This window comes from Staphylococcus sp. GDY8P72P (assembly GCF_016890655.1).
GTDB classification, from domain to species: Bacteria; Bacillota; Bacilli; order Staphylococcales; family Staphylococcaceae; genus Staphylococcus; species Staphylococcus arlettae.
Genome location: NZ_JAFEQJ010000020.1, coordinates 1 through 24,786, shown reverse-complemented (window position 1 = coordinate 24,786; position 24,786 = coordinate 1). Strand labels below are relative to the sequence as shown.

Here is a 24,786-nt window from a genome sequence, read left to right as displayed (position 1 = left end):
ACTTACATCAAGTTAAAATTCTCCAAGTATTATTAAACTTTCTAATAGTTTGTTTATTTAAACTATAGCCATAAAATGAAGAAACAAATCATGAATTTCAAGAAATCATTGCTATAAAAACAAGAAAAAACGTGTATAATAAACATATGTGATTTAAAGGAGCGATAGATGTTGGATGCGAAAACGTTGTTTGACAAAATAAAAGTAAAACAAGTTATTGGATCATTAGAACAAGATATAGTTGATATAACAACTGACTCACGTACTGCTACAGCACAAAGCATATTTGTAGCATCAGAGGGCTATACAGTGGATAGTCATAAGTTTTGTCAAGATGTAGTGGATGCAGGGTGTGAAATTGTAGTAGTTAATAGACAGTTGACACTTACAGGTAATGTGACACAAGTTATAGTGCCTGACACTTTACGTGTAGCAAGTATCTTAGTCAACTTATTGTTTAATTATCCAAGCCAGCAATTAATAACTTATGGTGTAACTGGAACAAATGGTAAAACATCTGTTGCGACAATGATTCATCATATTTATAGAAAATTAAATAAAGGCAGTGCCTATTTAGGTACTAACGGCTTTCAAATAAATGAAGAAAAAACTAAAGGTGCTAATACAACACCTGAAACGGTAGTATTAACGAAGAAAATAAATGAAGCTGTCCAACAACAAGCTGAAGCGATGACTTTAGAAGTATCGAGTCATGGTTTGGCGTTGGGACGTTTACGCGGAGTCGAATTTGATGTGGCAATCTTTACAAATTTAACGCAAGATCACTTAGATTTCCATGGCACTATGGAGGCATATGGGCATGCTAAATCATTATTGTTTAGCCAATTAGGTGAAGATTTAGCAAAAGAGAAATATGCCATTGTTAATAACGATGATGATTTTGCTGAATATTTAACATCTGTGACACCGTTTGAGGTTTTTACTTATGGTATCGATCGTGAAGCACAATTTACGGCCATTAATATTAATGAAACATTGCAAGGTGTTACTTTTGATTTGGCAACGCCTTTTGGTGTGTATCCAGTTAAATCCCCATACGTTGGAAAATTTAATATTTCTAATATCATGGCAGCAATCATTGCAGTATGGAGTAAGGGCATACCTTTGACAGAAGTTATAGATGTTGTTGAATATTTAGAGCCTGTCGATGGACGTTTAGAAGTGCTAGATCCTGAATTGCCAATTGACTTAATTATTGATTACGCGCATACAGCTGATGGAATGGATAAATTAATTGATGCTGTAAAACCATTCGCACAACAGCGCCTAATCTTTTTATGTGGAATGGCGGGAGAACGTGATTTAACTAAAACTCCTGAAATGGGCCGTGTCGCTTGTCGTGCTGATTACGTTATTTTTACTCCTGATAATCCGGCAAACGATGATCCGAAAATGCTAACTTCAGAATTAGCGAAAGGTGCTACGCATAATAACTACGTAGAGTTTACTGATCGTGCAGAAGGAATTAAACATGCTATTGAAATTGCACAGCCAGGAGATACCGTTGTGTTAGCTTCGAAAGGTAGAGAACCTTATCAAATTATGCCAGGACATGTTAAAGTACCACATCGTGACGATTTAATTGGTTTAGACGCAGCATATGCAAAATTTGGCGGTGGGCCACATGCAGATTAGACACTTACCAGATGATACTAGAGTGTACCTGCATAAAGATGACCAAATACATCACTATTTTGTAGGGATACCTGATTATAATTGGTCGTTAGAGTTAACAACTCAGGTCGATACTTGTGAAATGAAAGAAGAAATAATCATGCATTTATTTACAATATTCGACGAACAAAAATGTACCCAAATTGCAACAAGAGTAATTGAATGGATAGACGAGTATTAAAGGAGAATTAAAATGACAATTAAGGAAGAAATTGAAGCACGAAAAACGTTTGCTATTATTTCTCACCCCGATGCTGGTAAAACGACATTAACTGAAAAACTATTGTTATTCGGTGGTGCAATTCGTGAAGCTGGGACAGTAAAAGGTAAAAAAAGTGGGAAGTTTGCTACAAGTGATTGGATGAAAGTAGAGCAAGAACGTGGTATTTCAGTAACTAGTTCTGTGATGCAATTTGATTATGATCACTATAAAATTAATATATTAGATACACCAGGCCATGAAGATTTTTCAGAAGATACGTATCGTACATTAATGGCTGTTGATAGCGCAGTTATGGTAATTGACTGTGCGAAAGGGATTGAACCACAAACATTAAAATTATTCAAAGTGTGTAAAATGCGTGGTATTCCTATTTTTACATTTATTAACAAACTAGATCGTGTAGGTAAGGAACCATTTGAATTATTAGAAGAAATAGAACAAACACTCGAAATAGAAACTTATCCAATGAACTGGCCAGTAGGCATGGGACAAAACTTTTTCGGTATTATCGATAGAGAATCAAGAACTATTGAACCTTTTAGAGATGAAGAAAATTTATTACATTTAAATGATGATTATGAATTGGAAGAATCTCATCCTATAACGAATGATAGTGCTTTTGAACAGGCTATCGAAGAATTGATGCTTGTCGAAGAAGCGGGTGGTTCATTTGATAATGATTCATTATTAGCGGGTGAATTGACACCGGTGTTCTTTGGTTCGGCATTAGCTAATTTTGGAGTAGAACAATTTCTAAATGCTTATGTGGATCATGCGCCTATGCCAGATGCACGTCAAACAAAAGAAGATACAGCTGTTTCTCCTTATGACAAAGACTTTTCTGGTTTCATTTTTAAGATTCAGGCCAATATGGATCCTAAGCATAGAGACCGTATAGCATTTATGAGGATAGTGAGTGGCGCATTTGAACGTGGCATGGATGTGACATTACAACGAGCAAAGAAAAAACAAAAAATTACACGTTCAACATCCTTTATGGCTGATGATAAAGAAACGTTAAATCATGCTGTCGCTGGTGACATTATCGGATTATATGATACCGGTAATTACCAAATTGGAGATACCTTAGTAGGTGGAAATCAAAAATATAGTTTCCAAGAGCTACCTCAATTTACACCTGAATTATTTATGAAAGTTTCTGCTAAAAACGTTATGAAGCAAAAACATTTCCATAAAGGAATTGAACAACTAGTGCAAGAGGGTGCAATTCAATATTATAAAACATTGCACACGAACCAAATCATTCTAGGTGCAGTAGGACAACTCCAATTCGAAGTGTTTGAGCATAGAATTAAAAATGAATATAACGTAGATGTAGTTATGGAACCAGTAGGGAAGAAAATAGCACGTTGGATTGAAAATGAAGATGATATTCAAGAAAAAATGAATTCTTCACGTTCGATATTAGTGAAAGACCGTTATGATCAATACGTCTTTTTATTTGAAAATGATTTTGCAACGCGCTGGTTTGAAGAAAAATTCCCTGAAATTAAGTTATATAGTTTATTATAAGTAAAGTTTCGTGTATAATAAATAAAAAATAGAATACCTATGACTAAATGTCAGAGGGGAGTAACTTAGCTCTAATAAAGCACTGTAGTAATACAAGGAGCAATTAGAGTCGTTTTATCGTCATTACGAAGTGTTTGCACTTCCGGTAAAATGGGTAAATGTATTTTTGCTGAGTGAGACCTTTGCTTGTAGTTGTGTCTTTCTGTAGTTTATGTGAAGCAGTGGGTCATAACTTATTAGCTTAGGTCTCTATTTTTATGTAAAATTAAAGGAGTTGTAATGTCATGGATCCGAGTTTGATCTTACCTTATTTATGGGTAATAGTTGTTTTAGTATTCTTAGAAGGTTTATTGGCGGCTGATAATGCGGTCGTAATGGCTGTTATGGTTAAGCATTTACCCCCAGAACAACGTAAAAAAGCCTTGTTCTATGGTTTATTAGGTGCATTTGTATTTAGATTTTTAGCACTATTTTTAATAAGTATTATCGCAAATTTTTGGTATATCCAAGCAGCAGGTGCACTTTATTTACTTTATATGTCCATCAAAAACCTGTACAATTTCTTCCAACATAAGGATGAAAATGAAGAAATTGGCAATGATAGTCATCACTACGATGAAGATGGAGAAGAAATTAAAACAAGTTCCAAAGCGTTTTGGGGCACTGTAGCCAAAGTTGAATTTGCAGACATTGCTTTTGCTATCGATTCAATGTTAGCGGCAATGGCTATCGCTATTACTTTACCAAAAGTTGGTATTCATTTTGGTGGTATGGACTTAGGGCAATTCACTGTAATGTTCCTAGGTGGTTTAATCGGTGTCGTAATCATGCGTTTTGCGGCAACATACTTTGTAGAGTTGTTAAATAAATATCCAGGTTTAGAAGGTGCGGCATTTGCTATCGTAGGCTGGGTCGGCATTAAGTTGATAGTTCTTGTGTTAGCGCACGAAGACATTGGCTTAATACCTCATGAATTCCCTCACGGTGCCATTTGGCAAACTATTTTCTGGGCTGTTATGATTTTACTTGTTATCGTAGGCTGGTTAACGTCTATGCGTAATAACAAAAAACATAAAAACTAATTATCAAAGCATTGGATGGACCTTTTCAAAGGTGTAATCCAATGCTTTTTCAGTTATATTATGGTTAACTGTTAAAAAATTAACAAAATAAAGATATTGTGTATCAACTTTTTGCATATTAAGATGAAATAAAGAAGAATTTTTTTGTGCAATATGTCATAATGAAAGGATAATGATAAGCGGATGAAGGAGGAGATTTGGTGGATAAAGACAACAAAATAATCATACCTAGAAAGAAATATCGTCGTAAACGCCGCCAGTTCTTTCATAATGAAGAACGTGAACAACGTATCAAATACGAGCAGCAGCTACAACAACAACAAGCACTTAAAGATGAAGAGGTAGCTAAAAACAACGAAGAAAGAGTGAAAGAAAATTTACAAAAGTCACGTATCGAAAAACTCACTCAAGAAGAAATTCAACAGCAACAACAAGAAATGAAAAAGCGCAACACGTCAGTTGAAACTGACGCTCAAACTAGCCCAACAGCTAATGAAGATGCAACAACAGATGATAAAACAATTGAGCAAGAAACAACTGAAGTGCAAGAAAGTTCGAGTCCAGAAGCAACAACATTATCAAAATCGACATCAAATGAAGCAACAACTGATCAAAATGAAGATGAGCATCAGTCACAATTAGCAGCGGATGAAAATACGAATTTTCACTCTGAAGAAGCACAACAATCTCAGGTGAGCGATTCTGTTGATGCAGACACTACGTCGAATACAACTAGTGATGAGCAACAGTCAGCAACACAACAAGCAACATCTAAAACTGAACCAACATGGCAAGATAAGACACGAGCTTTTATTAAATTCCATTGGGCTAAAATCTTAATTGTTATTGGCGTAATTTTAATATTAACCTTGATGAATGCGATATTTAATAATGTAGATAACAACGGTCACAATAAAGATGGATTTTTAAATGGCAGTATCGATGATCATAAACAGTACACAAACACGATGAAGAGTGCGAATAAAGCTATTCATTCTGTAGTCACTGTAGAAAATAATACAAGTGATGACGCTTCATCAGTACAGAATGAAACTAAAGAAGCAGGACAAGAAAATGAACTAGGTTCTGGTGTCGTCTACAAAAAAGTGGACGACTCTATTTTTATTATAACGAATGCACATGTTGTTGGAGATAAAGAACAACAAAAGATTACATATGGTGATGACAATGAAACAATTGGTAAAGTCATTGGCACTGATAAATGGTCAGATATAGCAGTTGTCAAAGCTAAAATAAAAAAACAAAGTGATATTAAAGCAATTAAACATGGTGATTCGCAAAAACTGGTTTTAGGTGAACCAATAATTGCAGTAGGTAATCCGTTAGGTGTTGATTTTAAAGGGTCTATTTCCAGTGGAATAATCTCAGGTCTGAATAGACATGTACCAGTTGACATTGATAAAGATGACAACTATGATGTGCTGATGGATGCATTTCAAATTGATGCTCCAGTAAACCCTGGTAACTCTGGTGGCGGCATTATAGATAGAGATGGCAAGCTAGTAGGTATTGCTTCCTTGAAAATTAGTATGGATAATGTAGAAGGAATTGCATTTGCTATACCTGTAAATACAGCATTATCAACTGCACAAGAACTAGAAAAAAAAGGTGAAGTAAAATATCCAAATACTGGCGTGAAAATTATTGATACTGCAGAATTAAATGATGACGCTAAAGCTTCATTACAATTACCTGAAGACATCGATAATGGTGTAGTTATTGGTGAAGTACAAGAAAATAGTTTAGCTGAAAAATCTGGGTTGCAAAAAAATGATGTCATAGTAGAATTAGATGGTAAAGAATTAGAAGATAAACTAAGATACAGACAAATTATTTTTAGTCACAAAGATGATTTGGATACTCTACCACTTAAAATATATAGAGATGGTAAGGTAAAAGATATTAAACTTAAATTGAAGTGACGTTGAGGTGAGTAAAAGCGTTGTCTATTTTTAATAAATTATTTAAAAAATCTAGCCCTCAACAAGGGATTGTCATGTATTATCTCGTTGCTATAGTCGTATCATTTTTATTACTCAATTTACCATTTGTATATAAAAGTGGTGTAGATGTAAAACCGATTGATACTTTATTTGTCGCAGTATCCGGAGTAAGTGTTACGGGATTGACTCCTATAAATATTTCCGAAACTTTTTCGACTTTTGGCCAAATCATTATTATGGTGATTTTAAATATTGGTGGCATCGGTGTTATGGCAATCGGGACGTTATTATGGGTAGTTTTAGGCAAAAGAATTGGTATCCGTGAACGTCAACTCATTATGTTGGATAATAATAAAGATACGATGAGTGGTACAGTTAAATTAATATTAGATATTGTGAAAACAATGCTTGCTATTGAATTTGTGGCAGCTATGTTATTAACATTTTATTTTTACAGAGATAATCCGGATTTATCATATGCGATCATGCAAGGCTTTTTCGTGTCGGTATCAGCAACAACTAACGGTGGTTTAGATATAACCGGCCAGTCCTTGATTCCTTACGCAAATGATTACTTTGTACAAACTATAGTAATGTTTTTAATTATTTTAGGTTCAATAGGTTTTCCGGTGTTACTTGAAGTGAAAGCGTATATTAAAAATAGAATACCTAATTTTAGATTTTCATTATTTACTAAAATTACAACGTCAACATACTTATTCTTATTCGTTTTTGGTGTAATTATTATTTTAGTACTTGAGCATAATCACGCTTTACAGAACATGAGTTGGCATAAAAGTTTATTCTATGCACTATTTAATTCTTCAACTACACGTAGTGCAGGTTTACAAACTATTGATGTAAGTCAATTTAGTGAAGGTACAAATGCCATTATGGGATTCTTGATGTTTATTGGTTCATCTCCAAGTTCCGTCGGAGGAGGAATAAGAACAACAACATTCGCAATATTAATCTTATTTCTACTTAACTATAATAATAATTCAGAGAAGTTTTCCATTAAAGTATTTAATCGTGAAATCCATGCGATGGATGTACAACGTTCATTTGCAGTTTTCACTATGGCTAGTTTGATTACTTTCGCTAGTATTGTCAGCATTTTAATCATTGAAAATAGTGAAATGACATTGTTAGAAGTGTTTTTTGAAGTCATGTCAGCATTTGGAACATGTGGTTTATCGTTAGGAATTACGAGCGATTTACATTCAACATCCAAAGTAATACTTATGGGTCTCATGTTTATAGGACGTGTTGGATTGATTAGCTTTATTATTATGCTCGGTGGTAGGAAAGAACCAGATAAGTATCATTATCCAAAAGAACGTATTCAAATTGGTTAATATTAGACTAAGCTAAAAAACAATATAAGGTCATTTGTACTAATAATTTTGTGGGCAAGGTGGCAATGTCAAAAAAGTAATATTGACATTGTTATTGAGTCCACATTTTTTAATCAGTAACATGGTTAATTAATTACTTTAGTATCGTAATATAGCGCAATCGTGTTAAACTGTGAGTGATAAAGGGGCGAGGTATATGACACAAAGTGAAAAAATAAATGTTGATATTATAGCGACTTCGGATATGCATAGTTATTTTTTAAATGGACATCATGGATCTAACATTTATCGCGCTGGTACATATGTAAAACACATGAGACAGCGCAATAACAATGTAATATTGCTAGATAGTGGAGGTAGTTTAGCCGGTTCTCTAGCTGCATTTTATTATGCAGTAGTAGCACCGTATAAACGACATCCGATGATTAAGCTCATGAATGCTATGGAATATGATGCGAGTGGCATAAGCCCAAATGAATTTAAATTTGGGTTGTCATTTTTCTCTAGAGCAGTATCACTATCAAGGTTTCCTTGGTTATCTGCAAATATAGAATATAATCGTACTAAGGAACCATATTTTTCAACGCCTTATACGATAAAAGAAATAGAAGGTATTAAAATCGCTATCGTTGGTTTAACTTCCGATGGATTAATGGAACGTGAATATTTTGAAATGGAACACGATGTGGTTATTGAAAAAACACTAGTTTCTGCCAAAAGATGGATTAGCTATATTCATGAAAGTGAAGCCCCAGACTTTTTAATTGTTATATATCATGGTGGTCTAAATCAGCTTAATACTTCTACGAATGAAAGAGAACAAAAAGTAAATGAAGCAGAAAAAATAATGCAACATATAGGAGTGATTGATTTATTAATCACAGGTCATCAGCATCAAACTTTTGTCGGTAGAAACGACCAAACAGTATATGTACAAGCAGGGCAAAACGCTCAAAAATTAGTACATATTAAAGTTGATTTTAAAAAACGGACAAGTTCTTTTGAATTAGAAGGTATTAACTCTGAAATTATTGATTTAAATGCTTTTGAAGAAGATAAAGCATTATTAACAGAGACGTATTACGATAGAAAAGCAGTAGAATATTGGGCAGACGACATTATTACTGCTCATAACTTAGAAGCTGGAGTAAATGGACTCGAAGATGTAATTACACAGCCCCATGCTTTTACCCAATTGTTACATGATAGCATTAGATTAGTTTATGACTTAGATATTTCTTGTGTTCATTTACCGAAGAGTGGGGAAACAGGATTACAAGGAACAGTAACAAATGCGGAATTATATAATGCTTATCCACATCCAGACGTACCTATGGATTTAACAATTAAAGGACAACATATAAAAGATATTTTGGAATACAGCTATGCACATATTGAATTTTCAAATGATGCCTTAAGCGTTACAATTATCGATGAAACGCTATGTACATTTTGGCAAGGCGTGGATTATACAATTGATATGAATGCACAACCATTCAATCGAGTTACCTTAAACAATATTAATTTAAATCATATGTATCGCGTATCAATGACTGACTATTGTTACCGCAATTACCAATCATATTTAGAAAATGCAGTTATCCATGATAAACATTCAATTACTATGAATGATCTTATTGCTGATAATTTAAGTAATGATAGTTATCAAATACAACAAAAACAACAATTTAAAGTTTATTTATAAGTGAAAAAGCGTACCCACTATGGATACGCTTTTTATTATTCAGAAATATTTAACCATGGAAAATAAGTAAAAGCACCACAGCAACAATTTGTGCAATAACAGTAGTAGCTATTCTACGTGTATAGAGGTAGCTAATAGATAGTAATATTTGGACAATGAAAATAAGACTAACTATCCATAAGTTATCTAAGTAATAAAATAATGAAGCTGAACAAAGTGCTGTAATTATAATACTTAACCAATTTGGTATATTTAATTTAATTAATTCTTTTTGAAGTACGGTTCTCATATATAATTCATGGCAAGGTATTACAAATAATAAAGTGACCAACATTTGCCACTTGAAATATACGCCTGTACGCGTAAGCTCTTTAATAAGCTCAGAATATTTCAAATCATATGATATAGCAGCAAAAATTAATTGAATGATAATGAGTGCCAGTCCACTCAAAATACCTACACCTATAGATGTCAGTAGTCGTTTTGATTCTATATCACGTTGATAAAAGACGTAACTAACGCCTGCAATTAGCATGATACCAGTATAGAGGTACCAATACTCTTGCTTTTCGCCCCACATAATATATAAAATTACATGAAAGACCAAAAAACTAATGATAAACCACACTAATGCTTTTGAAATTGATTTCATAATATTATCCTTCTTGGTCGACGATTTTATATCGTTTATGATTAATGACCGTTTTTTCAGGTAAGTCTAATTCAGTGAAATTCTCCATGATTGTTAAATCGACAATTACTGAATTATCATTAATTTTTTCTACACGGCCTTTTAAACCATCATAAAATTCTACAATATTTCCTACTTCTGCAACAGTCATTTTGAGTCCTCCCTAGAATAGTTAACTAGATATATTGTACTAAAAAATGCAAGACAAATAAACAAATATCCATTATATCGTGTGAAATGAATGAATTGAGTAATAATTATAAAAAATACGAGTATATAATTGGCAATTTTAATAAAAATAATGCATAAATAAGATAAGGGTATATATTAGGAGAAGGAGAGATACAATGAAGTTTATTAGTAATAAAAATATTACAGACCCAACTATGAATTTAGCTATGGAAGAATATGTGTTAAAAAATATGCCTAATGATGATAGCTACTTTTTATTTTACGTTAATAGACCTTCAATTATAATTGGGAAAAATCAAAATACGATTGAAGAAATTAACAAGTCTTATATTGATGAACATAATATAGATGTAGTAAGAAGAATATCTGGCGGTGGAGCAGTTTATCATGATACAGGCAATTTAAATTTTAGCTTTATTACAAATGACGACGGTGATAGTTTTCATAATTTCAAAAAATTCACCGAACCTATTGTAGAAGCATTAAATAAACTCGGCGTAAATGCTGAATTAAGTGGGAGAAACGATATACAAGTAGGTCAAGCTAAAATATCTGGTAATGCGATGGTTAAAGTTAAAGATCGTATGTTCAGTCATGGTACTTTGATTTTAAATAGTGATTTGAATGAAGTACAAAACGCATTAAAAGTAAATCCGGCAAAAATTAAATCTAAAGGTATTAAATCTGTACGTAGTCGTGTTGCTAATATCGTTGAATTTTTAGATGAGCCACTCGATATTGAAACCTTTAAATCGATTATATTAAAAACTATTTTTGGGGAACAAAGTGATGTGGAAGAATATGAGTTAACTGCAGACGATTGGTCAAAAATAGAAGAACTAAGCAATACTAAGTACCGTACATGGGATTGGAATTATGGCAAAAATCCTAAGTATAATTTTGAACGTGAAGAAAAATTTGAAAAGGGCTTTGTGCAAATTAAATGCGATGTAAAACGAGGACGTATTGAACATGCTAAAATATTTGGAGATTTCTTTGGTGAGGGAGATATTACAGATTTAGAAGAAGCATTGACAGGCACTTTACATGATTTTGAAAGTATTGAAGCAGCATTAGATGATTTTAATTTGTATCATTATTTTGGTGATATTGATAAATATGAACTAATAAGATTGATGTCATAACATTAAAAAAAGTCTATTCTCATACTTGATTTAAAAGTAGGGAATAGACTTTTATTCTAAATGTGTGGAGTATAAATTAGCCAACGAGAAATTCCTCCAAGTTTTTGTATTCTTCTGTGTAGCGCTTGAAATCATTCTCATTTTTGTTTTTAAGTGCATTGTCTATAAGAATTTCTAATTGTTCTTTACGAACATTTCTCAGTGACTCATCTATAATAAGTTCAATGCCTAAGTCGTTAATTGTAGAAACAAAAGATTCTAATGTATTATATTTTACATTTGTGTTGTGTTTCATTTTGAACACGTCCTTTCTATATATTTAATTTCATTATACAATCATTATTTTTTGAAATCAACGAATATTCTGACTTTTTAGAATTTAAAAGTGTAAAAAGAAACTTTTAAAAGTTAGAATTTTACAGCCAAATATCCCTGAAATTTAATTAATGGAAATATTAAAGAAGAAAATAATATAAACAATTGATTTTAAAATAGTAATACTATAATATATTGTTAATTAATAGCTGAGGAGGCGATTACAATATTTAGTAAATATGTCATTAAGAAAGGAGACATGGTGATACAACCCATTGACACTAAAGAAAGAAAATATGGAGGGACGCGAATATTAAAATATAAACAACAGATAGAAGAAGTAAAAGATAGAACACACAAAATTATTGAGAGATCATGTCGTTTTTATGGCAGTAGCTATCACTTTAAAAAAGAAGATACCATTAGAATTACTGGAATTATCAGTAAACCGCCGATATTATTTACACCGCTATTTCCTACTTACTTTTTTCCTACCCATTCTGACAGAAAAGATGAAAATGCTTGGATTAATATTCATTATGTACAACATATAAAGAGATTAAAAGACAGAAAATGCAAAATTACTTTTGTTGATGAGCAAACACTCAATATAGATATTTCTGCACATAGTATGAGGCATCAATATTTAAACGCCATTTATTACTATTATATGATGGATAGAGCAGCAAGGATTGCTACTTTTGATCCAGATGCACCAATCGATTATACTAAACCGCAATTAAATATTTATGAAGCATTAGCTAAGTACTCATTATTTGAACATAAATAAAGAAATACTTGTAAAAATGAAATATGCGGAATAAAGTATTAAATTAGTGTAAATATTCCGCATATTTTTTTAACATTAACACTTGAAAATTTATGTGTAATTGATATAATTATATTTGTGCTTGATGAGAGACACATATTATTCCACAGTAGCTCAGTGGTAGAGCTATCGGCTGTTAACCGATCGGTCGTAGGTTCGAGTCCTACCTGTGGAGCCATTGGAAACGTACTCAAGTTGGCTGAAGAGGCGCCCCTGCTAAGGGTGTAGGTCGCGAAAGCGGCGCGAGGGTTCGAATCCCTCCGTTTCCGTTATAACATGTAAGTATTTACTATGAATACTTCACATTATCGTGAGAACGTTGTTAACGCAACGTTCTTTTTTTATCCAAATGTTAAGAAACAGCGAATGCTAATAAAATGTAGGGTGATAAATATTATAACTTCCACTTTAATTACTTTACATTTATAGTTATAAAGCTAATTTTGAATATCAAATAATATGATGTATTAGTCATGTGAATAATGTCAGTTTATCTCACACAAATTTGCACATGATATTTGGCTTCAGTAGTATGATGTGCAAGGAGTGATAAAATGATTAGATTGGCACATGAAGAAGATTTACACAACATAACGAAAATTTATAATGATGCGATATTAAATACTACAGCTGTTTATTCTTATGATCCGGTGACACTTGAAAATAGACAAGCATGGTTTGCGCAAAAACTTGCAAAAAATGAACCTGTACTGGTGTATGTGAAAGATAATAAAGTCGTTGGTTTTGCTACATATGGCTCGTTTAGAGATTGGCCGGCATATAAAAATACTGTGGAACATTCGATATATGTTGATCCGAAGACTAGAAAAGAAGGTATAGCTTCTAAGTTGTTAACTGAATTAATTAAAGAGATAGAGTATAAAGGATATAAAACTATTGTTGCTGGCATAGATGCTAATAACGAAGGAAGTATCAAATTGCATGAAAAATTCAACTTTGTTGCATGTGGTAACATTAAAAGCGTAGGATATAAATTTGATAAATGGCTAGATTTAGCATTCTATCAATTAATACTGAAGTAATCCCATAAAAAACCCATCCATATTCGAAATGGATGGGTTTTATTATGTTAAATGATGATTATTAAGCATCATTTAATAGAGAAAATAGTTGTTTGTAATTATTTATAGCGGTGTCATATTTTACTGTTGATGTCGTTTCAACACTTTTGAGTGGTGAGTCAATGATCTTCGTCATGTATTCTGTTAACTCAGTTATATTGTTGGCTTCGACTAAATATCCATTTTCACCATGCGTTATGATTTCGGATGGACCATATCTAATATCATATGAAATAACAGGACATCCAACTTCTATACTTTCCATTATGGTTAAACCGAAGCCTTCATATTGACTTGTAAGAAGGGAAGCTTTGGATTGTTGTAGTTCTTGTATGGGGTTATTTGTATATTCATTAATTGTTATTTTTTGTTGTAGCTCTAAATCATCAATCAGTGTTTTTATATATGAACTATAATTGGCGTCGCCACTACCAAAGATACTTAATGTAGTCGAGTATCCTTTAGCTACGAATTTTTTGTATGCATGAATAATATGTTCTATTTGTTTTTCAGGTACCAATCGTCCAATAAATATGAAACGATTTTGTTGTGGTAGCTGTGTATCTATATTTACGGGTTTAATGAAATGAGGTATAACGGAAATTTTGTTTTCAGTTATAACATTATTGGTTAAAATATCTGCTTTTTGTTGGTGTGTTAAAACGATGTATTGTGTCACTTTGTCAGCGTTTTTTAAAGCATATTTATATGAGCTTTTTATATTGTGTTTACCAAGGTGACTACTGTGAAATACTAAAATATTTTTAGTACGCTTTGTTTGTTTTAATAGTGGTGCATCCAATAAGCGTGCATCATTAAATATTATGTCGCCATCTTTGAACTTGCTATCAAAATAATATCGAAATAATTGTTTTTCTGAAGTGAAAGTTTTATGTGGCTGTTTATCCTTGTACGTCTGGATAAAGCTTAAGTCATTGTCTGCATTATCTTCAAAAAACTTCATACAATAAATAGCACCATAAACATCGAAAAATTCTTCTAATATTTTTTGAGAAGATTTGGGTGCGTAATATACTTTTTTGTGCAATATGCCATTTTTATTATATTGCCAGCGTTGAACTTTTTTCTTACTGATAGGGGACATATAGTCTTCAAATTTAACTACTTTAGTATTGTCATAATAGCGTCTATATAAAACATACGTTTCATTATCGTAGTACCGTACGATGCTTTTGTCTTTTGAAATTTCTGAAGTAAAACCTGATAATTCATAAGGCGTTTCATGGTAAGTCAGTTGATTGGGATTATCAGTAGTGGGTTCAATAAGTAATTTATAATCTGCTAACCAGTCATAAATGTTTTCAAAATAAGTATTAGTTGTTATTTTTTCATCTTCTAAATATGATTTATAAATATCGTTATAATTGGCATTATAGTTAGTTGTTAAAATTGTTGTATTGATATTTAAAGCTTGATCTATTAATTTTATTCTATTCAGTAAAGCTTTTGTTCTTCCGCCATGTTGTAATGGCAATGTTGAAGTTATTGTATAGATCATTTTTAAATCCTTTCTGTTTTTCGTAAGTATCGGTAACCCAACACCATATTGTAAGTTATTAAGCTATTTTATCACTATAAAAAATCAACAATATATGATTGTTACGGCAATAAAAATAGCAGTATCTACAGCATAATTATAAAAAATTAGCTATAAGTTATTAACATAGTACCAGAGTATTTATATATTGTTTGAAATAATATTATGGACAGTAAAATAGTATATAAGATTTGATTTTCAATTTAAAGTCTAAATGAAGGAATTTAAAAAAGTTAAGCACTCTGCGGAGTTATAATTTGGAATAAGTAGGTATATTTACATTTTTAGAGACTTTTTTAGTTAAGATGAAAATAATTCGAGTCAAAAACTTTAAATGATATTGATAATTATTATCGATTAAAGGTATGATGGATAAAAAAGAGGTAAAGTATATGAAGAAATTATTAATAATAGCATTATGTTTATGCTTCATTGTAACAGCTTGTGGTAATAAAAAAGAAAGTACAAATGAGCAAAGAGAATATACAACTACAGATGGGAGTACAGTGAAAATTCCTAAAAACCCTAAACGTAAAGTATTATTAACTGCAAATTATGGTAGTTTGAAAAAGTTAGGGGTTGAACCTGTAGCGATTACGAATGCTTTTCCAGATTCTAAATATCTAGGGAATATTAAAGTGAAAAAGGTAAATCCAGAAGATGTTGAAGCTGTAGCTAAATTAAAACCAGATTTAATTATTACATATAAAGAAAATAAAAATAATAAAAAATTCTCTAAAATTGCACCAACAGTACCAATTAAAGTACAAAAATTAGATTATAAAGAAACACATATAGAATATGGTAAACTTGTTAATAAAGAAGATAAAGCTAAGAAACAGGCTAATGAAGTTGCGAAAAAACTAGAACAAGATGGTAAAGAGATCAAAAAACACATCGGTAATGATGCAACATTTTCAATAATGGATATTCAACAAAAAGACATTTATCAATTTGGACCACGTTTTGGTAGAGGCAGTGACACATTATATGATGGTTTTAAAGTAAAACAAGATCCTGAGGCACAAAAAGCTATGCCTGCAGAACGCTTTATGAAAGTACCTAAAGAAAAATTTAATGACTATGCAGGAGATTATTTAATGATTCCTACGCCTGATGGTAAAAAATCAAAAGCAGAATTTACAACTTCAGATATGTGGAAAAATAATGAAGCAGTAGTACAAAATAACGTGATTTATTATGATGCAGATGAAGCCATCTATAGTGACTTGATAACAATTGAAAAACAAGGTGAACAATTTAAGAAAGAAATCATGAACATTAATTAATACTATGATAAGAGCACTGAATGGTCGTCATTATGCACGCATTCAGTGCTTTTTATTGTAATTTAATGACATAGTCATGGTGTTATATTACACAAAAAAGCCCTTTGAGTCACATTAAGTGCTACAAAGGGTGGGGTGTGTTTATTACTTGTTATTTTTTTTGCTAAATAAGCGTTTTATGCCTCTAATGATAAAACTAACAGCTACTGCTCTTAGTACACGTTGTATAATTTGTTGCATTTTTTATACCTCCTAAGTTGTTACAACTCAATATTATTTATTTACCCAAATTCTTTAAGTTAAGTCTATAAAAATTAAACTTTAAATAGTAATCATGTAAATTAAGGGAAGTAAATCATGCCTTCATCATCTGCTTTTTTGAAAAATATCGTAATAATTCCACTAATTATAGCGATGATATATGGAATGCCGGTCCAAAAGAAGATGATGTGCATTATACCTTGTAGTACTTGATTTGAATAAAATTTATGAACTCCTATCCAACCAAGGAAAAAGGCTAAAACTACATAAATAACTTTGTTAACTTTCATTATTCTAAAAACCCTTTCTTTCTTTTTCTTTATTATAACAATATTACTTACAAAAGAAGATTAATAACATTTATTGTCATAATAACAATAGTTTTTAAAGATAGATAGTTAATTATTTCAATTACTAGTTCAAGTTATTATATAATGAAAAGGATAAAGAATTTAGGCAAAAGGAGATATAAAAATGATAAGAAAGGCAGAAGCGAAAGATAAAGCAGCTATTGCACAACTGTGTTATATCATATGGGATGAATTAGAAGTAGATATGGTGAAATTTGTAGAGCGAGAAAGATTGTTGTCAATTCTTGAACGTAGCATAGTCGAAGTACCATATCGTGGAAATTTAAATAATATATGGGTATATGAAATCGATGGCAATGTAGCAGGGTGTTTAATTGCATATCCAGGGGAGAAAGAATTGGAATATGAAAAGGCATGGTTAGACATGGACTTAGATCATGATGTTGCTGCATTAGGCACACCAATGCCTATGAAAGAAGCAAAAGATGATGAATACTACATTGAAACAATCGCAACTTTTCCTAATTATCGTGGTAGAGGTGTCGCTACACAATTAATACAATATGTAATTGATCTAGCACCACACGAAAAATGGAGCTTAAATTGTGATTATCACAATGAACGAGCTTTTTATGTCTACAATAAATTTGGTTTCGTCACTGATAGTGATATCGATTTATATGGTCATAAACACAGACATATGATTTACCAACAATAAATCAACAAAAAAGCGAGAGTACCAATCAAAGATAACTACTTTGATTTAGCACTCTCGCGCTGGTTGATGTATAACATTTGAGAGACACTTAATTTTAAGACTTAAATGCCTCCAAGAAGTGCGCTTATATAAATACCTAACGCATATAACACTCCGAAGAATGTATTAGTTTTACCAGTAGCTGCCATAGCTGGCATCATTGTCGCAGGTGTATCATTCTTTTTAAACCTACGAACTGCTTTAACAGGCAATGGAAATGACAGTAAAGCTAATAAAAAGAAAATTGAACCACCAGGTATGAAAAATGTAATGTAAACGACAAACGCATAAGCAACAATGTACATTAATGCTAAGAAGCGGATGGAATTTGCTTTACCTAAAACAATAGGTAAAGTTAAGCGTCCACTTTCTTTATCTTTAACTCGGTCTCTTATGTTATTAGCCATGTTGATTAAGCCAATTGTAATGATAATTGGTACGCTAATCCATACTACTAACGTTTGTAGGTTGCCAGTTTGGATAAAAAAGGCAAGAAGTATAATTATTCCGCCCATAAACACACCTGAGAATAATTCGCCAAAAGGTGTCCAAGATATTGGCATAGGGCCACCTGTGTATAAGTATCCAATTGCCATACACACTAGACCAATAGGTAGAATCCAGAACGAACTTTGGACAGCTAAATATATGCCGAGTAGTGCGGCAATAATATAAAAAGCAATTGCAAGATTCATGACTAGCTTAGGACTCATTCCATTGCGAACAATTGCGCCGCCGATACCTACTGATGTATGGTCATCTAGACCCTTTTTAAAATCATAATACTCATTAAACATGTTTGTTGCAGCTTGAATTAATAAACAAGCTAGAAGCATGGCTAAAAGTAAACTGATTTTAATGTGGTCTTCGCTACCTAGTAAAAATATTTTTGCAGTAGCTGTACCAACTAAGACTGGAACAATTGCTGCTGTAAGTGTATGAGGTCTCATAAGTTGCCAATACTTTCTCACAGTTGAATATTGTTGATATTGAGAAGCCATAGTTTAATTACCTCTTATTCTATTATTTATATTTTAATAAAGTAATTTTAATAGAAGTTGTATTAAAGGTCAAATTACGTAAAGTTTCTTATGTAAGAATTAAGCAAGAATGCGTACACACATTGTGAAAGATGGTACAATATACTAATGAGTAAATTAGAATTATGAAAGAAGTGAACTAGATGACTGTGGACGTCAAGGAAGACAAAATTGTCTCAGCTGTATACGATAGTAGCCGTACATGGGTTTCGGTAGAAGCCAAAATAGACTATGAACTTGACCCGACAATGTTATTCCAAATAACTGAAGACAGTGCTGACGACCGATTTTTCTTCAAAAAAAATGATAATACGATGTCATTCTTTGGTTATCGCGCTATTAATAGGTTTAAAAATGATTTCGAAAATAAACAATCTATATTCCGGGAATGGGAAAAATATAAAAATGATATAGAGCTTATACATCCGAATTCAGATAAACATCACTTAAAGATTTGTGGTGGTTTTCAGTTTTCATCACACAAATCAGGCGATGAATGGCGTCAATTTGGCATTAATCATTTTATTTTGCCCGAAGTATTAGTAACTATGACAGAAGGCAGTACTTATATTACTTATACTACAAAACGAGCAACATTTGAATTAGCTAAATTTAATGCTGTGATTCAACATTTAACACAAAATACGACAGTTATACACGATGACTTAGGGAAGGTCAAACGTATAGAAGATATTTATAAAGAAGAATGGCGTGATTTAGTACGTGATACTATTGCACAATTAAATGAAAACAATAAAATTGTGCTAGCTCGTAAACGTATGATTCAATTTGAAAAACAAATTAAAATACCATTTATTTTAAATCAAGCAATGCAATCCGAACGAAATAGCTATTTATTTGTGTTGGAATCAGAAGATAGTATCTTTTTCTCACAAACACCAGAACAGTTAATGGAAGTAAAAAATGATGTGATTTATACGAAAGCAGTTGCAGGTACAATTAAGCGTACCCACGATGAAGCAGAGGACTTGAGGAATATTGAACAATTCCTACAAGACACTAAAAATTTAAATGAACATCAATTTGTTGTGGATAGCATACTTAATGATATTAAACCATATGTCAATGAAGTTAATTACAATGAATCACCTAAAATATTAACAAATGATCACCTGTACCATTTACTTACAGAGATAACTGGAACGTTGACAAATGAATCTTATATTGGACTTATAGATCATTTACATCCAACACCAGCATTAGGTGGTTTTCCGAAAGATGAAGCGGTTAGCTATATCGAAAAAAATGAATTTGGTACGCGTGGATTATACGGAGCACCAGTAGGCTTTATTGATATGTATGATGATTGTGAGTTTATTGTGGCGATACGTTCAATGTTGATAAAAAATCAACAAGCAACTTTATTTGCTGGTTGTGGAATTGTACATGATTCAGATCCAGATAGTGAAGTTGAAGAGACTGCAGTTAAATTCACACCAATGATGAGAGCATTAGGAGTAGATGGAAATGACTAAACATGTAGAAGCCTTAACTAAACAAGTTTATACTTTGGCATCGGAATTATATGCATATGGCATAAGAGAAGTTGTTATTAGTCCAGGTTCGCGCTCAACACCATTAGCTATAGCAATTGAAGCTCACCCTAAATTAACAACATGGATACATCCAGATGAAAGAAGCGCGGCTTTTTTTGCTTTAGGTTTGATGAAGGGTAGCGAGAAACCTGTAGCTGTATTATGTACTTCAGGCACTGCTGCTGCCAATTACACTCCAGCAGTGGCTGAAAGTCAAATCAGTCGTTTGCCTTTAGTATTACTCACAAGTGATCGACCACATGAATTGAGAGGCATTGGCGCACCACAGGCGATTAATCAAATACAAATGTTTGAAAACTATGTCCAATACCAGTTTGATTTTCCTCTTGTTGACAGTGGTGAAAATAGTGAAAAAATGATGGATACTATTGCTTTTCAAATGCAAAAAGCAAGTCAACATTTATATGGACCACATCGTGGACCAATCCATTTCAACTTGCCGTTTAGGGAACCACTTACACCAGATTTAACAAAGGTGAGTTGGTTAACGTCAGATAATAAAGCTTTACCACATTATCAAAAAACGACAACACTAAATGAAATTGCGACAATTATTAAAAAGAAACGCGGTCTTATTTTGGTAGGAGATATGCAACATCAAGAAGTAGACCAAATTTTAACATATGCGACTATTCACGACTTACCAATACTGGCAGACCCTTTAAGTCAATTAAGAAAAATTAAACATCCAAATGTAATTAGTACGTATGATTTGATGTTTAGAGCGGGTCTCGAACTTGAGGTAGACTTTATAATTCGTGTAGGAAAACCAGTTATTTCCAAAGTTATTAATCGTTGGTTGACTCAAACATCTGCATATCAAATTTTGATTCAAAATAATGATCGACCAGATGCTTTTCCAATAGCACCGCATATTTCTTATGAAATGTCAGCGAATGATTTCTTTAGACAATTATCAGAAACAGTGACTGTAGAACGTAAACAATGGCTAGAAAAATGGCAGTTGTTAGAAGTGCGTGCACAAAATGAAGTGAGAGATTATATACAGTCAGCTACAGATGAAGGTGCATATGTGGGTCATTTACTAGATAAACTGACTGATAAAGATGCATTATTTGTAAGTAACAGTATGCCAATACGAGATGTTGATAACTTATACATTAATTGTGAAGCTGAAGTATATGCGAATCGAGGCGCAAACGGTATTGACGGTGTTGTTTCGACAGCGATTGGGATGGCTGTCCACAAAAAAGTTACATTACTAATAGGTGATTTAGCATTTTATCATGATATGAATGGCTTATTAATGGCTAAATTAAATAATATTAATTTAAATATCGTGTTACTGAATAATGATGGTGGTGGCATCTTTTCTTATCTACCTCAAAAAAATGCTGCAGAACCTTATTTTGAACGATTATTTGGTACGCCAACAGGATTGAATTTTGAGCATACAGCGTTATTGTATGATTTTGCGTTCCATAAATTTGAAACAATGGCAGATTTTAAATATGAATCATTATCGCAATTTGGCTCACATATTTATGAAATTATAACTGAGAGAGACTCCAATCAATTACAACATCAAACCTTGTATCAAAAATTGGGGGACATTATCAATGCTACATTATAATTTTCATGGTGCACAAATAACTACTGATAATTTAATAATATTATTGCACGGTTTTATAAGTGATCATTCAAGTTTTGATGACCATATTGATACTTTGAATCAACATGCAAATGTCTTAACAATTGATTTACCAGGGCATGGAGATGATATTTCAGCGAATGATGTGACATGGGATTTTGATTTTATTGCACAACAATTAGATGAAGTTATCCGACTATATGCAAGTTATAATATTTACTTACATGGTTATTCTATGGGCGGTAGAGTCGCCTTATATTATGCCTTATACGGTAATATGGCACTTACAGGGCTTATTTTAGAAAGTACTTCTCCTGGCATTGCAACTGACAGTGAGCGCGAAGAGCGTCAAAATGTTGATAATGCTAGAGCTAAAGTTTTGGAAATTGCTGGCCTTGAAATATTTGTCAATGATTGGGAAAAACTTCCACTCTTTTACACGCAATATGAACTTGAAAAGCCAATACGTAAAAGAATACGTAATATGAGAATGAATCAAGATCCGTATAAATTGGCCAAAGCTTTACGAGACTATGGCAGTGGCTATATGCCTAGTTTATGGTCAGAAATAACACATATTGATATTCCTGTTGCTATATTGGCAGGAGCGTTAGATCAAAAGTTTGTTGCCATCGGTAATAAGATGACTAATTTAATACCACGCAGCAAATTTTATGAAGTTCCACACGTTGGACATACAATTCATGTGGAAGATGCTTCAGAATTTGATAAAATAGTAGTAGGTTTTTTAAATAAGGAGGAGCAAAATGACTAGACAGTGGGAAACAATTAAAGAATACAAAGAAATTAAATATGAATTTTACAATGGTATTGCCAAAGTAACGATCAATCGTCCAGAAGTACGTAATGCGTTTACACCTAATACAGTACAAGAAATGATAGATGCATTTACACGTGCTAGAGATGATCAACGTATCTCAGTTATTATTTTAACTGGTGAAGGCGATAAAGCATTTTGTTCAGGTGGAGATCAGAAAAAACGTGGACACGGTGGTTATGTAGGTGACGACCAAATTCCTCGTCTAAATGTGTTAGATTTACAACGTTTAATTAGAATTATTCCTAAACCGGTTATTGCAATGGTTAGAGGATATGCAATCGGTGGCGGTAATGTATTAAACGTCGTATGTGATTTAACGATTGCTGCAGATAACGCTATTTTCGGTCAAACAGGTCCAAAAGTTGGTTCATTTGATGCGGGTTATGGCTCAGGCTACTTAGCGCGTATCGTTGGACATAAAAAAGCTCGTGAAATTTGGTACTTATGTCGCCAATATAATGCACAAGAAGCATTGGATATGGGCTTAGTAAATACTGTAGTACCTTTAGCTGAAGTTGAAGATGAAACTGTTAAATGGTGTGAAGAAATTATGCAACATTCACCGACTGCTTTACGTTTCTTAAAAGCTGCTATGAATGCTGACACTGATGGTTTAGCAGGTCTACAACAAATGGCTGGCGATGCTACATTATTATACTATACAACGGATGAGGCAAAAGAAGGCCGTGATGCGTTTAAAGAAAAACGTGATCCTGATTTTGATCAATTTCCAAAATTCCCATAAATCAATACAGAAAAGCTCGAAGGTGGAAAATGCTACCTTCGAGCTTTTTATTTTAACTAAATTAAATATGTACTAATAATTTTATGAATTTAATATAGTTGAATTAGCAACCAGATAAATAAATATAAAAAAATTAACACTTAATTTAATGAATTTTGTTTTAATTAAAATATATATTTGACACACATTAATTTAGATATTATATTATAATTAATGAGGTGAGTAGTCGATGAATAATGAATACGGAGAAGATGCAAGAAAAGAACTATGCTTTTTATTTTATGTTTCTACTAAAGAATTCGTTAATCGTTTTAACAAATATTTAAAGCAATATAATATTAGTTTCCCCAATTATATTGTGTTGCTGTATATAGAAAATAATATTCCAATCTATATAAAAACGCTTTGCGAAAAATTATATTTAGACTCAGGGACGATAAGCCCAATAATTAAACGATTGGAAAAGAAAAATCTAATCCAACGTACACGAACACTAGAAGATGAACGACGTGTGAAGGTTCAGTTGACAGCTGAAGGCATTGAGTTAAAACGACATTTTAATAAAATTTCAGAAGAAGTATTTAATCAATTTGATATGGAAGAAGAAGATACGCGTCAATATCACAAAATATTAAAAAAATTCACACAAATTAATGTAGTAGAAAATTCCAATGAATCATAACTTTCATGTGACTATGTAGTCCAATATTACATAATAAAAAACAACCCTACAATGCTTGAACTGACCCCAATTAGTGGGAATAAAATAAAAACACTTTCGTTGAATTCATTTAAAATGAATCATACGGAGGTGTTTTTTCTATGAAAATAATGTCTTATTCAATAGAAACAAAATATAAAACGATTGAAATGAAAGAAGCTTGATATACTGTAAAAGAAATTATGGAAGCATTAAATATCAAAAATAGCACACAGGTAAAAACTTGGTGGCGATGGTATCGAAATGGTGAAACTTATAGA

23 protein-coding genes, 2 tRNA genes and 1 pseudogene are annotated in these 24,786 nt (G+C 32.3%); 20 read left to right on the top strand and 6 right to left on the bottom strand.

Going from position 1 to position 24,786, the window contains the following annotated elements:
- The first annotated feature begins 171 nt into the window (after nucleotides 1-171).
- From JVU85_RS09155 to JVU85_RS09125, 7 genes are all read left to right on the top strand, one after another.
- Nucleotides 172-1,656 carry a UDP-N-acetylmuramoyl-L-alanyl-D-glutamate--L-lysine ligase gene (locus JVU85_RS09155; RefSeq protein WP_031266499.1) on the top strand — a complete coding sequence of 495 codons (1,485 nt, stop codon included), beginning with the start codon at nucleotides 172-174 and terminating at the stop codon, nucleotides 1,654-1,656.
- On the top strand, nucleotides 1,646-1,876 hold the full coding sequence (locus tag JVU85_RS09150) for a YueH family protein (protein ID WP_002510145.1): 231 nt from the start codon (nucleotides 1,646-1,648) through the stop codon (nucleotides 1,874-1,876). Before JVU85_RS09155 ends, JVU85_RS09150 begins: the two co-directional genes overlap by 11 nt.
- 12 nt (nucleotides 1,877-1,888) lie before the next feature.
- A complete protein-coding gene (locus JVU85_RS09145; RefSeq protein ID WP_002510144.1) occupies nucleotides 1,889-3,451 on the top strand; it encodes a peptide chain release factor 3 in 1,563 nt (520 codons plus the stop codon).
- Nucleotides 3,452-3,735: 284 nt separating this feature from the next.
- Nucleotides 3,736-4,533 (top strand): TerC family protein, encoded by a 798-nt coding sequence (locus tag JVU85_RS09140; protein WP_002510143.1) that lies wholly within the window; start codon nucleotides 3,736-3,738, stop codon nucleotides 4,531-4,533.
- Nucleotides 4,534-4,733: 200 nt separating this feature from the next.
- Nucleotides 4,734-6,476 (top strand): S1C family serine protease, encoded by a 1,743-nt coding sequence (locus tag JVU85_RS09135; protein WP_002510142.1) that lies wholly within the window; start codon nucleotides 4,734-4,736, stop codon nucleotides 6,474-6,476.
- Between the two features lie 74 nt (nucleotides 6,477-6,550).
- Nucleotides 6,551-7,855: a TrkH family potassium uptake protein gene (locus tag JVU85_RS09130; RefSeq protein ID WP_369946164.1), complete on the top strand. Its 1,305-nt coding sequence runs from the start codon at nucleotides 6,551-6,553 to the stop codon at nucleotides 7,853-7,855.
- A gap of 196 nt (nucleotides 7,856-8,051) precedes the next feature.
- Nucleotides 8,052-9,560 carry a bifunctional metallophosphatase/5'-nucleotidase gene (locus JVU85_RS09125; protein ID WP_002510140.1) on the top strand — a complete coding sequence of 503 codons (1,509 nt, stop codon included), beginning with the start codon at nucleotides 8,052-8,054 and terminating at the stop codon, nucleotides 9,558-9,560.
- A 49-nt stretch (nucleotides 9,561-9,609) separates the two neighbouring features.
- Here JVU85_RS09125 and JVU85_RS09120 read toward each other — a convergent pair whose 3' ends face one another.
- Both JVU85_RS09120 and JVU85_RS09115 read right to left on the bottom strand, forming a co-directional pair.
- Nucleotides 9,610-10,212, bottom strand: coding sequence for a CPBP family glutamic-type intramembrane protease (locus JVU85_RS09120; protein WP_021458872.1), 603 nt, complete (start codon nucleotides 10,210-10,212; stop codon nucleotides 9,610-9,612).
- Nucleotides 10,213-10,216: 4 nt separating this feature from the next.
- Nucleotides 10,217-10,402 (bottom strand): YkvS family protein, encoded by a 186-nt coding sequence (locus JVU85_RS09115; RefSeq protein ID WP_002510138.1) that lies wholly within the window; start codon nucleotides 10,400-10,402, stop codon nucleotides 10,217-10,219.
- 196 nt (nucleotides 10,403-10,598) lie between these two features.
- Here JVU85_RS09115 and lplA point away from each other — a divergent pair, with 196 nt between their 5' ends.
- On the top strand, nucleotides 10,599-11,588 hold the full coding sequence (lplA, locus tag JVU85_RS09110) for a lipoate--protein ligase (RefSeq protein ID WP_021458871.1): 990 nt from the start codon (nucleotides 10,599-10,601) through the stop codon (nucleotides 11,586-11,588).
- 76 nt (nucleotides 11,589-11,664) lie between these two features.
- Here lplA and JVU85_RS09105 read toward each other — a convergent pair whose 3' ends face one another.
- Nucleotides 11,665-11,883 (bottom strand): IDEAL domain-containing protein, encoded by a 219-nt coding sequence (locus JVU85_RS09105; protein ID WP_021458870.1) that lies wholly within the window; start codon nucleotides 11,881-11,883, stop codon nucleotides 11,665-11,667.
- A 246-nt stretch (nucleotides 11,884-12,129) separates the two neighbouring features.
- Here JVU85_RS09105 and JVU85_RS09100 point away from each other — a divergent pair, with 246 nt between their 5' ends.
- From JVU85_RS09100 to JVU85_RS09085, 4 genes are all read left to right on the top strand, one after another.
- Nucleotides 12,130-12,693, top strand: a complete 564-nt coding sequence (locus tag JVU85_RS09100; RefSeq protein WP_031266496.1) for a competence protein ComK — start codon at nucleotides 12,130-12,132, stop codon at nucleotides 12,691-12,693.
- Between the two features lie 142 nt (nucleotides 12,694-12,835).
- A tRNA-Asn gene (locus JVU85_RS09095) sits at nucleotides 12,836-12,910 on the top strand.
- Between the two features lie 2 nt (nucleotides 12,911-12,912).
- A tRNA-Ser gene (locus JVU85_RS09090) sits at nucleotides 12,913-13,001 on the top strand.
- 285 nt (nucleotides 13,002-13,286) lie between these two features.
- On the top strand, nucleotides 13,287-13,775 hold the full coding sequence (locus JVU85_RS09085; protein ID WP_204172355.1) for a GNAT family N-acetyltransferase: 489 nt from the start codon (nucleotides 13,287-13,289) through the stop codon (nucleotides 13,773-13,775).
- Between the two features lie 61 nt (nucleotides 13,776-13,836).
- On the opposite strand, the gene JVU85_RS09080 is transcribed toward JVU85_RS09085, so the two are convergent.
- The gene (locus JVU85_RS09080; RefSeq protein WP_151507991.1) at nucleotides 13,837-15,333 is read right to left on the bottom strand and encodes a glycosyltransferase; all 1,497 of its coding nucleotides are present in this window, start codon (nucleotides 15,331-15,333) and stop codon (nucleotides 13,837-13,839) included.
- A 431-nt stretch (nucleotides 15,334-15,764) separates the two neighbouring features.
- Between JVU85_RS09080 and JVU85_RS09075 the strand changes: the two genes are divergently transcribed.
- Nucleotides 15,765-16,661, top strand: coding sequence for an ABC transporter substrate-binding protein (locus JVU85_RS09075; RefSeq protein WP_193325302.1), 897 nt, complete (start codon nucleotides 15,765-15,767; stop codon nucleotides 16,659-16,661).
- Nucleotides 16,662-17,002: 341 nt separating this feature from the next.
- On the opposite strand, the gene JVU85_RS09070 is transcribed toward JVU85_RS09075, so the two are convergent.
- A complete protein-coding gene (locus tag JVU85_RS09070; protein ID WP_002510131.1) occupies nucleotides 17,003-17,212 on the bottom strand; it encodes a TM2 domain-containing protein in 210 nt (69 codons plus the stop codon).
- Between the two features lie 184 nt (nucleotides 17,213-17,396).
- Here JVU85_RS09070 and JVU85_RS09065 point away from each other — a divergent pair, with 184 nt between their 5' ends.
- Nucleotides 17,397-17,951, top strand: coding sequence for a GNAT family N-acetyltransferase (locus tag JVU85_RS09065; protein WP_002510130.1), 555 nt, complete (start codon nucleotides 17,397-17,399; stop codon nucleotides 17,949-17,951).
- Between the two features lie 101 nt (nucleotides 17,952-18,052).
- Here JVU85_RS09065 and JVU85_RS09060 read toward each other — a convergent pair whose 3' ends face one another.
- Nucleotides 18,053-18,991, bottom strand: coding sequence for a 1,4-dihydroxy-2-naphthoate polyprenyltransferase (locus JVU85_RS09060; protein WP_021459265.1), 939 nt, complete (start codon nucleotides 18,989-18,991; stop codon nucleotides 18,053-18,055).
- 182 nt (nucleotides 18,992-19,173) lie between these two features.
- Here JVU85_RS09060 and JVU85_RS09055 point away from each other — a divergent pair, with 182 nt between their 5' ends.
- From JVU85_RS09055 to JVU85_RS09030, 6 genes and pseudogenes are all read left to right on the top strand, one after another.
- On the top strand, nucleotides 19,174-20,526 hold the full coding sequence (locus JVU85_RS09055; RefSeq protein ID WP_002510128.1) for an isochorismate synthase: 1,353 nt from the start codon (nucleotides 19,174-19,176) through the stop codon (nucleotides 20,524-20,526).
- Complete coding sequence (menD, locus tag JVU85_RS09050) at nucleotides 20,519-22,201, top strand: 2-succinyl-5-enolpyruvyl-6-hydroxy-3-cyclohexene-1-carboxylic-acid synthase (RefSeq protein ID WP_002510127.1); 1,683 nt, start codon at nucleotides 20,519-20,521, stop codon at nucleotides 22,199-22,201. The genes JVU85_RS09055 and menD overlap by 8 nt, the downstream gene beginning before the upstream one ends.
- Entirely contained in the window at nucleotides 22,188-22,994 is an 807-nt protein-coding gene (gene menH, locus JVU85_RS09045) for a 2-succinyl-6-hydroxy-2,4-cyclohexadiene-1-carboxylate synthase (RefSeq protein ID WP_002510126.1), read from the top strand. The genes menD and menH overlap by 14 nt, the downstream gene beginning before the upstream one ends.
- Entirely contained in the window at nucleotides 22,987-23,805 is an 819-nt protein-coding gene (gene menB / locus JVU85_RS09040; protein WP_002510125.1) for a 1,4-dihydroxy-2-naphthoyl-CoA synthase, read from the top strand. The genes menH and menB overlap by 8 nt, the downstream gene beginning before the upstream one ends.
- Before the next feature lie 229 nt (nucleotides 23,806-24,034).
- On the top strand, nucleotides 24,035-24,487 hold the full coding sequence (locus JVU85_RS09035; RefSeq protein WP_002510124.1) for a MarR family winged helix-turn-helix transcriptional regulator: 453 nt from the start codon (nucleotides 24,035-24,037) through the stop codon (nucleotides 24,485-24,487).
- Nucleotides 24,488-24,627: 140 nt separating this feature from the next.
- A pseudogene (locus tag JVU85_RS09030) lies at nucleotides 24,628-24,786 on the top strand (helix-turn-helix domain-containing protein); the annotation flags it as partial.

Bases quoted from the DNA above. Each gene is read 5' to 3' on its own strand.
- JVU85_RS09150 (WP_002510145.1), top strand. From the start codon at position 1,646: ATGCAGATTAGACACTTACCAGATGATACTAGAGTGTACCTGCATAAA.
- JVU85_RS09145 (WP_002510144.1), top strand. From the start codon at position 1,889: ATGACAATTAAGGAAGAAATTGAAGCACGAAAAACGTTTGCTATTATT.
- JVU85_RS09140 (WP_002510143.1), top strand. From the start codon at position 3,736: ATGGATCCGAGTTTGATCTTACCTTATTTATGGGTAATAGTTGTTTTA.
- JVU85_RS09130 (WP_369946164.1), top strand. From the start codon at position 6,551: ATGTATTATCTCGTTGCTATAGTCGTATCATTTTTATTACTCAATTTA.
- JVU85_RS09125 (WP_002510140.1), top strand. From the start codon at position 8,052: ATGACACAAAGTGAAAAAATAAATGTTGATATTATAGCGACTTCGGAT.
- JVU85_RS09120 (WP_021458872.1), bottom strand. From the start codon at position 10,212: ATGAAATCAATTTCAAAAGCATTAGTGTGGTTTATCATTAGTTTTTTG.
- JVU85_RS09115 (WP_002510138.1), bottom strand. From the start codon at position 10,402: ATGACTGTTGCAGAAGTAGGAAATATTGTAGAATTTTATGATGGTTTA.
- lplA (WP_021458871.1), top strand. From the start codon at position 10,599: ATGAAGTTTATTAGTAATAAAAATATTACAGACCCAACTATGAATTTA.
- JVU85_RS09105 (WP_021458870.1), bottom strand. From the start codon at position 11,883: ATGAAACACAACACAAATGTAAAATATAATACATTAGAATCTTTTGTT.
- JVU85_RS09085 (WP_204172355.1), top strand. From the start codon at position 13,287: ATGATTAGATTGGCACATGAAGAAGATTTACACAACATAACGAAAATT.
- JVU85_RS09080 (WP_151507991.1), bottom strand. From the start codon at position 15,333: ATGATCTATACAATAACTTCAACATTGCCATTACAACATGGCGGAAGA.
- JVU85_RS09075 (WP_193325302.1), top strand. From the start codon at position 15,765: ATGAAGAAATTATTAATAATAGCATTATGTTTATGCTTCATTGTAACA.
- JVU85_RS09070 (WP_002510131.1), bottom strand. From the start codon at position 17,212: ATGAAAGTTAACAAAGTTATTTATGTAGTTTTAGCCTTTTTCCTTGGT.
- JVU85_RS09065 (WP_002510130.1), top strand. From the start codon at position 17,397: ATGATAAGAAAGGCAGAAGCGAAAGATAAAGCAGCTATTGCACAACTG.
- JVU85_RS09060 (WP_021459265.1), bottom strand. From the start codon at position 18,991: ATGGCTTCTCAATATCAACAATATTCAACTGTGAGAAAGTATTGGCAA.
- JVU85_RS09055 (WP_002510128.1), top strand. From the start codon at position 19,174: ATGACTGTGGACGTCAAGGAAGACAAAATTGTCTCAGCTGTATACGAT.
- menD (WP_002510127.1), top strand. From the start codon at position 20,519: ATGACTAAACATGTAGAAGCCTTAACTAAACAAGTTTATACTTTGGCA.
- menH (WP_002510126.1), top strand. From the start codon at position 22,188: ATGCTACATTATAATTTTCATGGTGCACAAATAACTACTGATAATTTA.
- menB (WP_002510125.1), top strand. From the start codon at position 22,987: ATGACTAGACAGTGGGAAACAATTAAAGAATACAAAGAAATTAAATAT.
- JVU85_RS09035 (WP_002510124.1), top strand. From the start codon at position 24,035: ATGAATAATGAATACGGAGAAGATGCAAGAAAAGAACTATGCTTTTTA.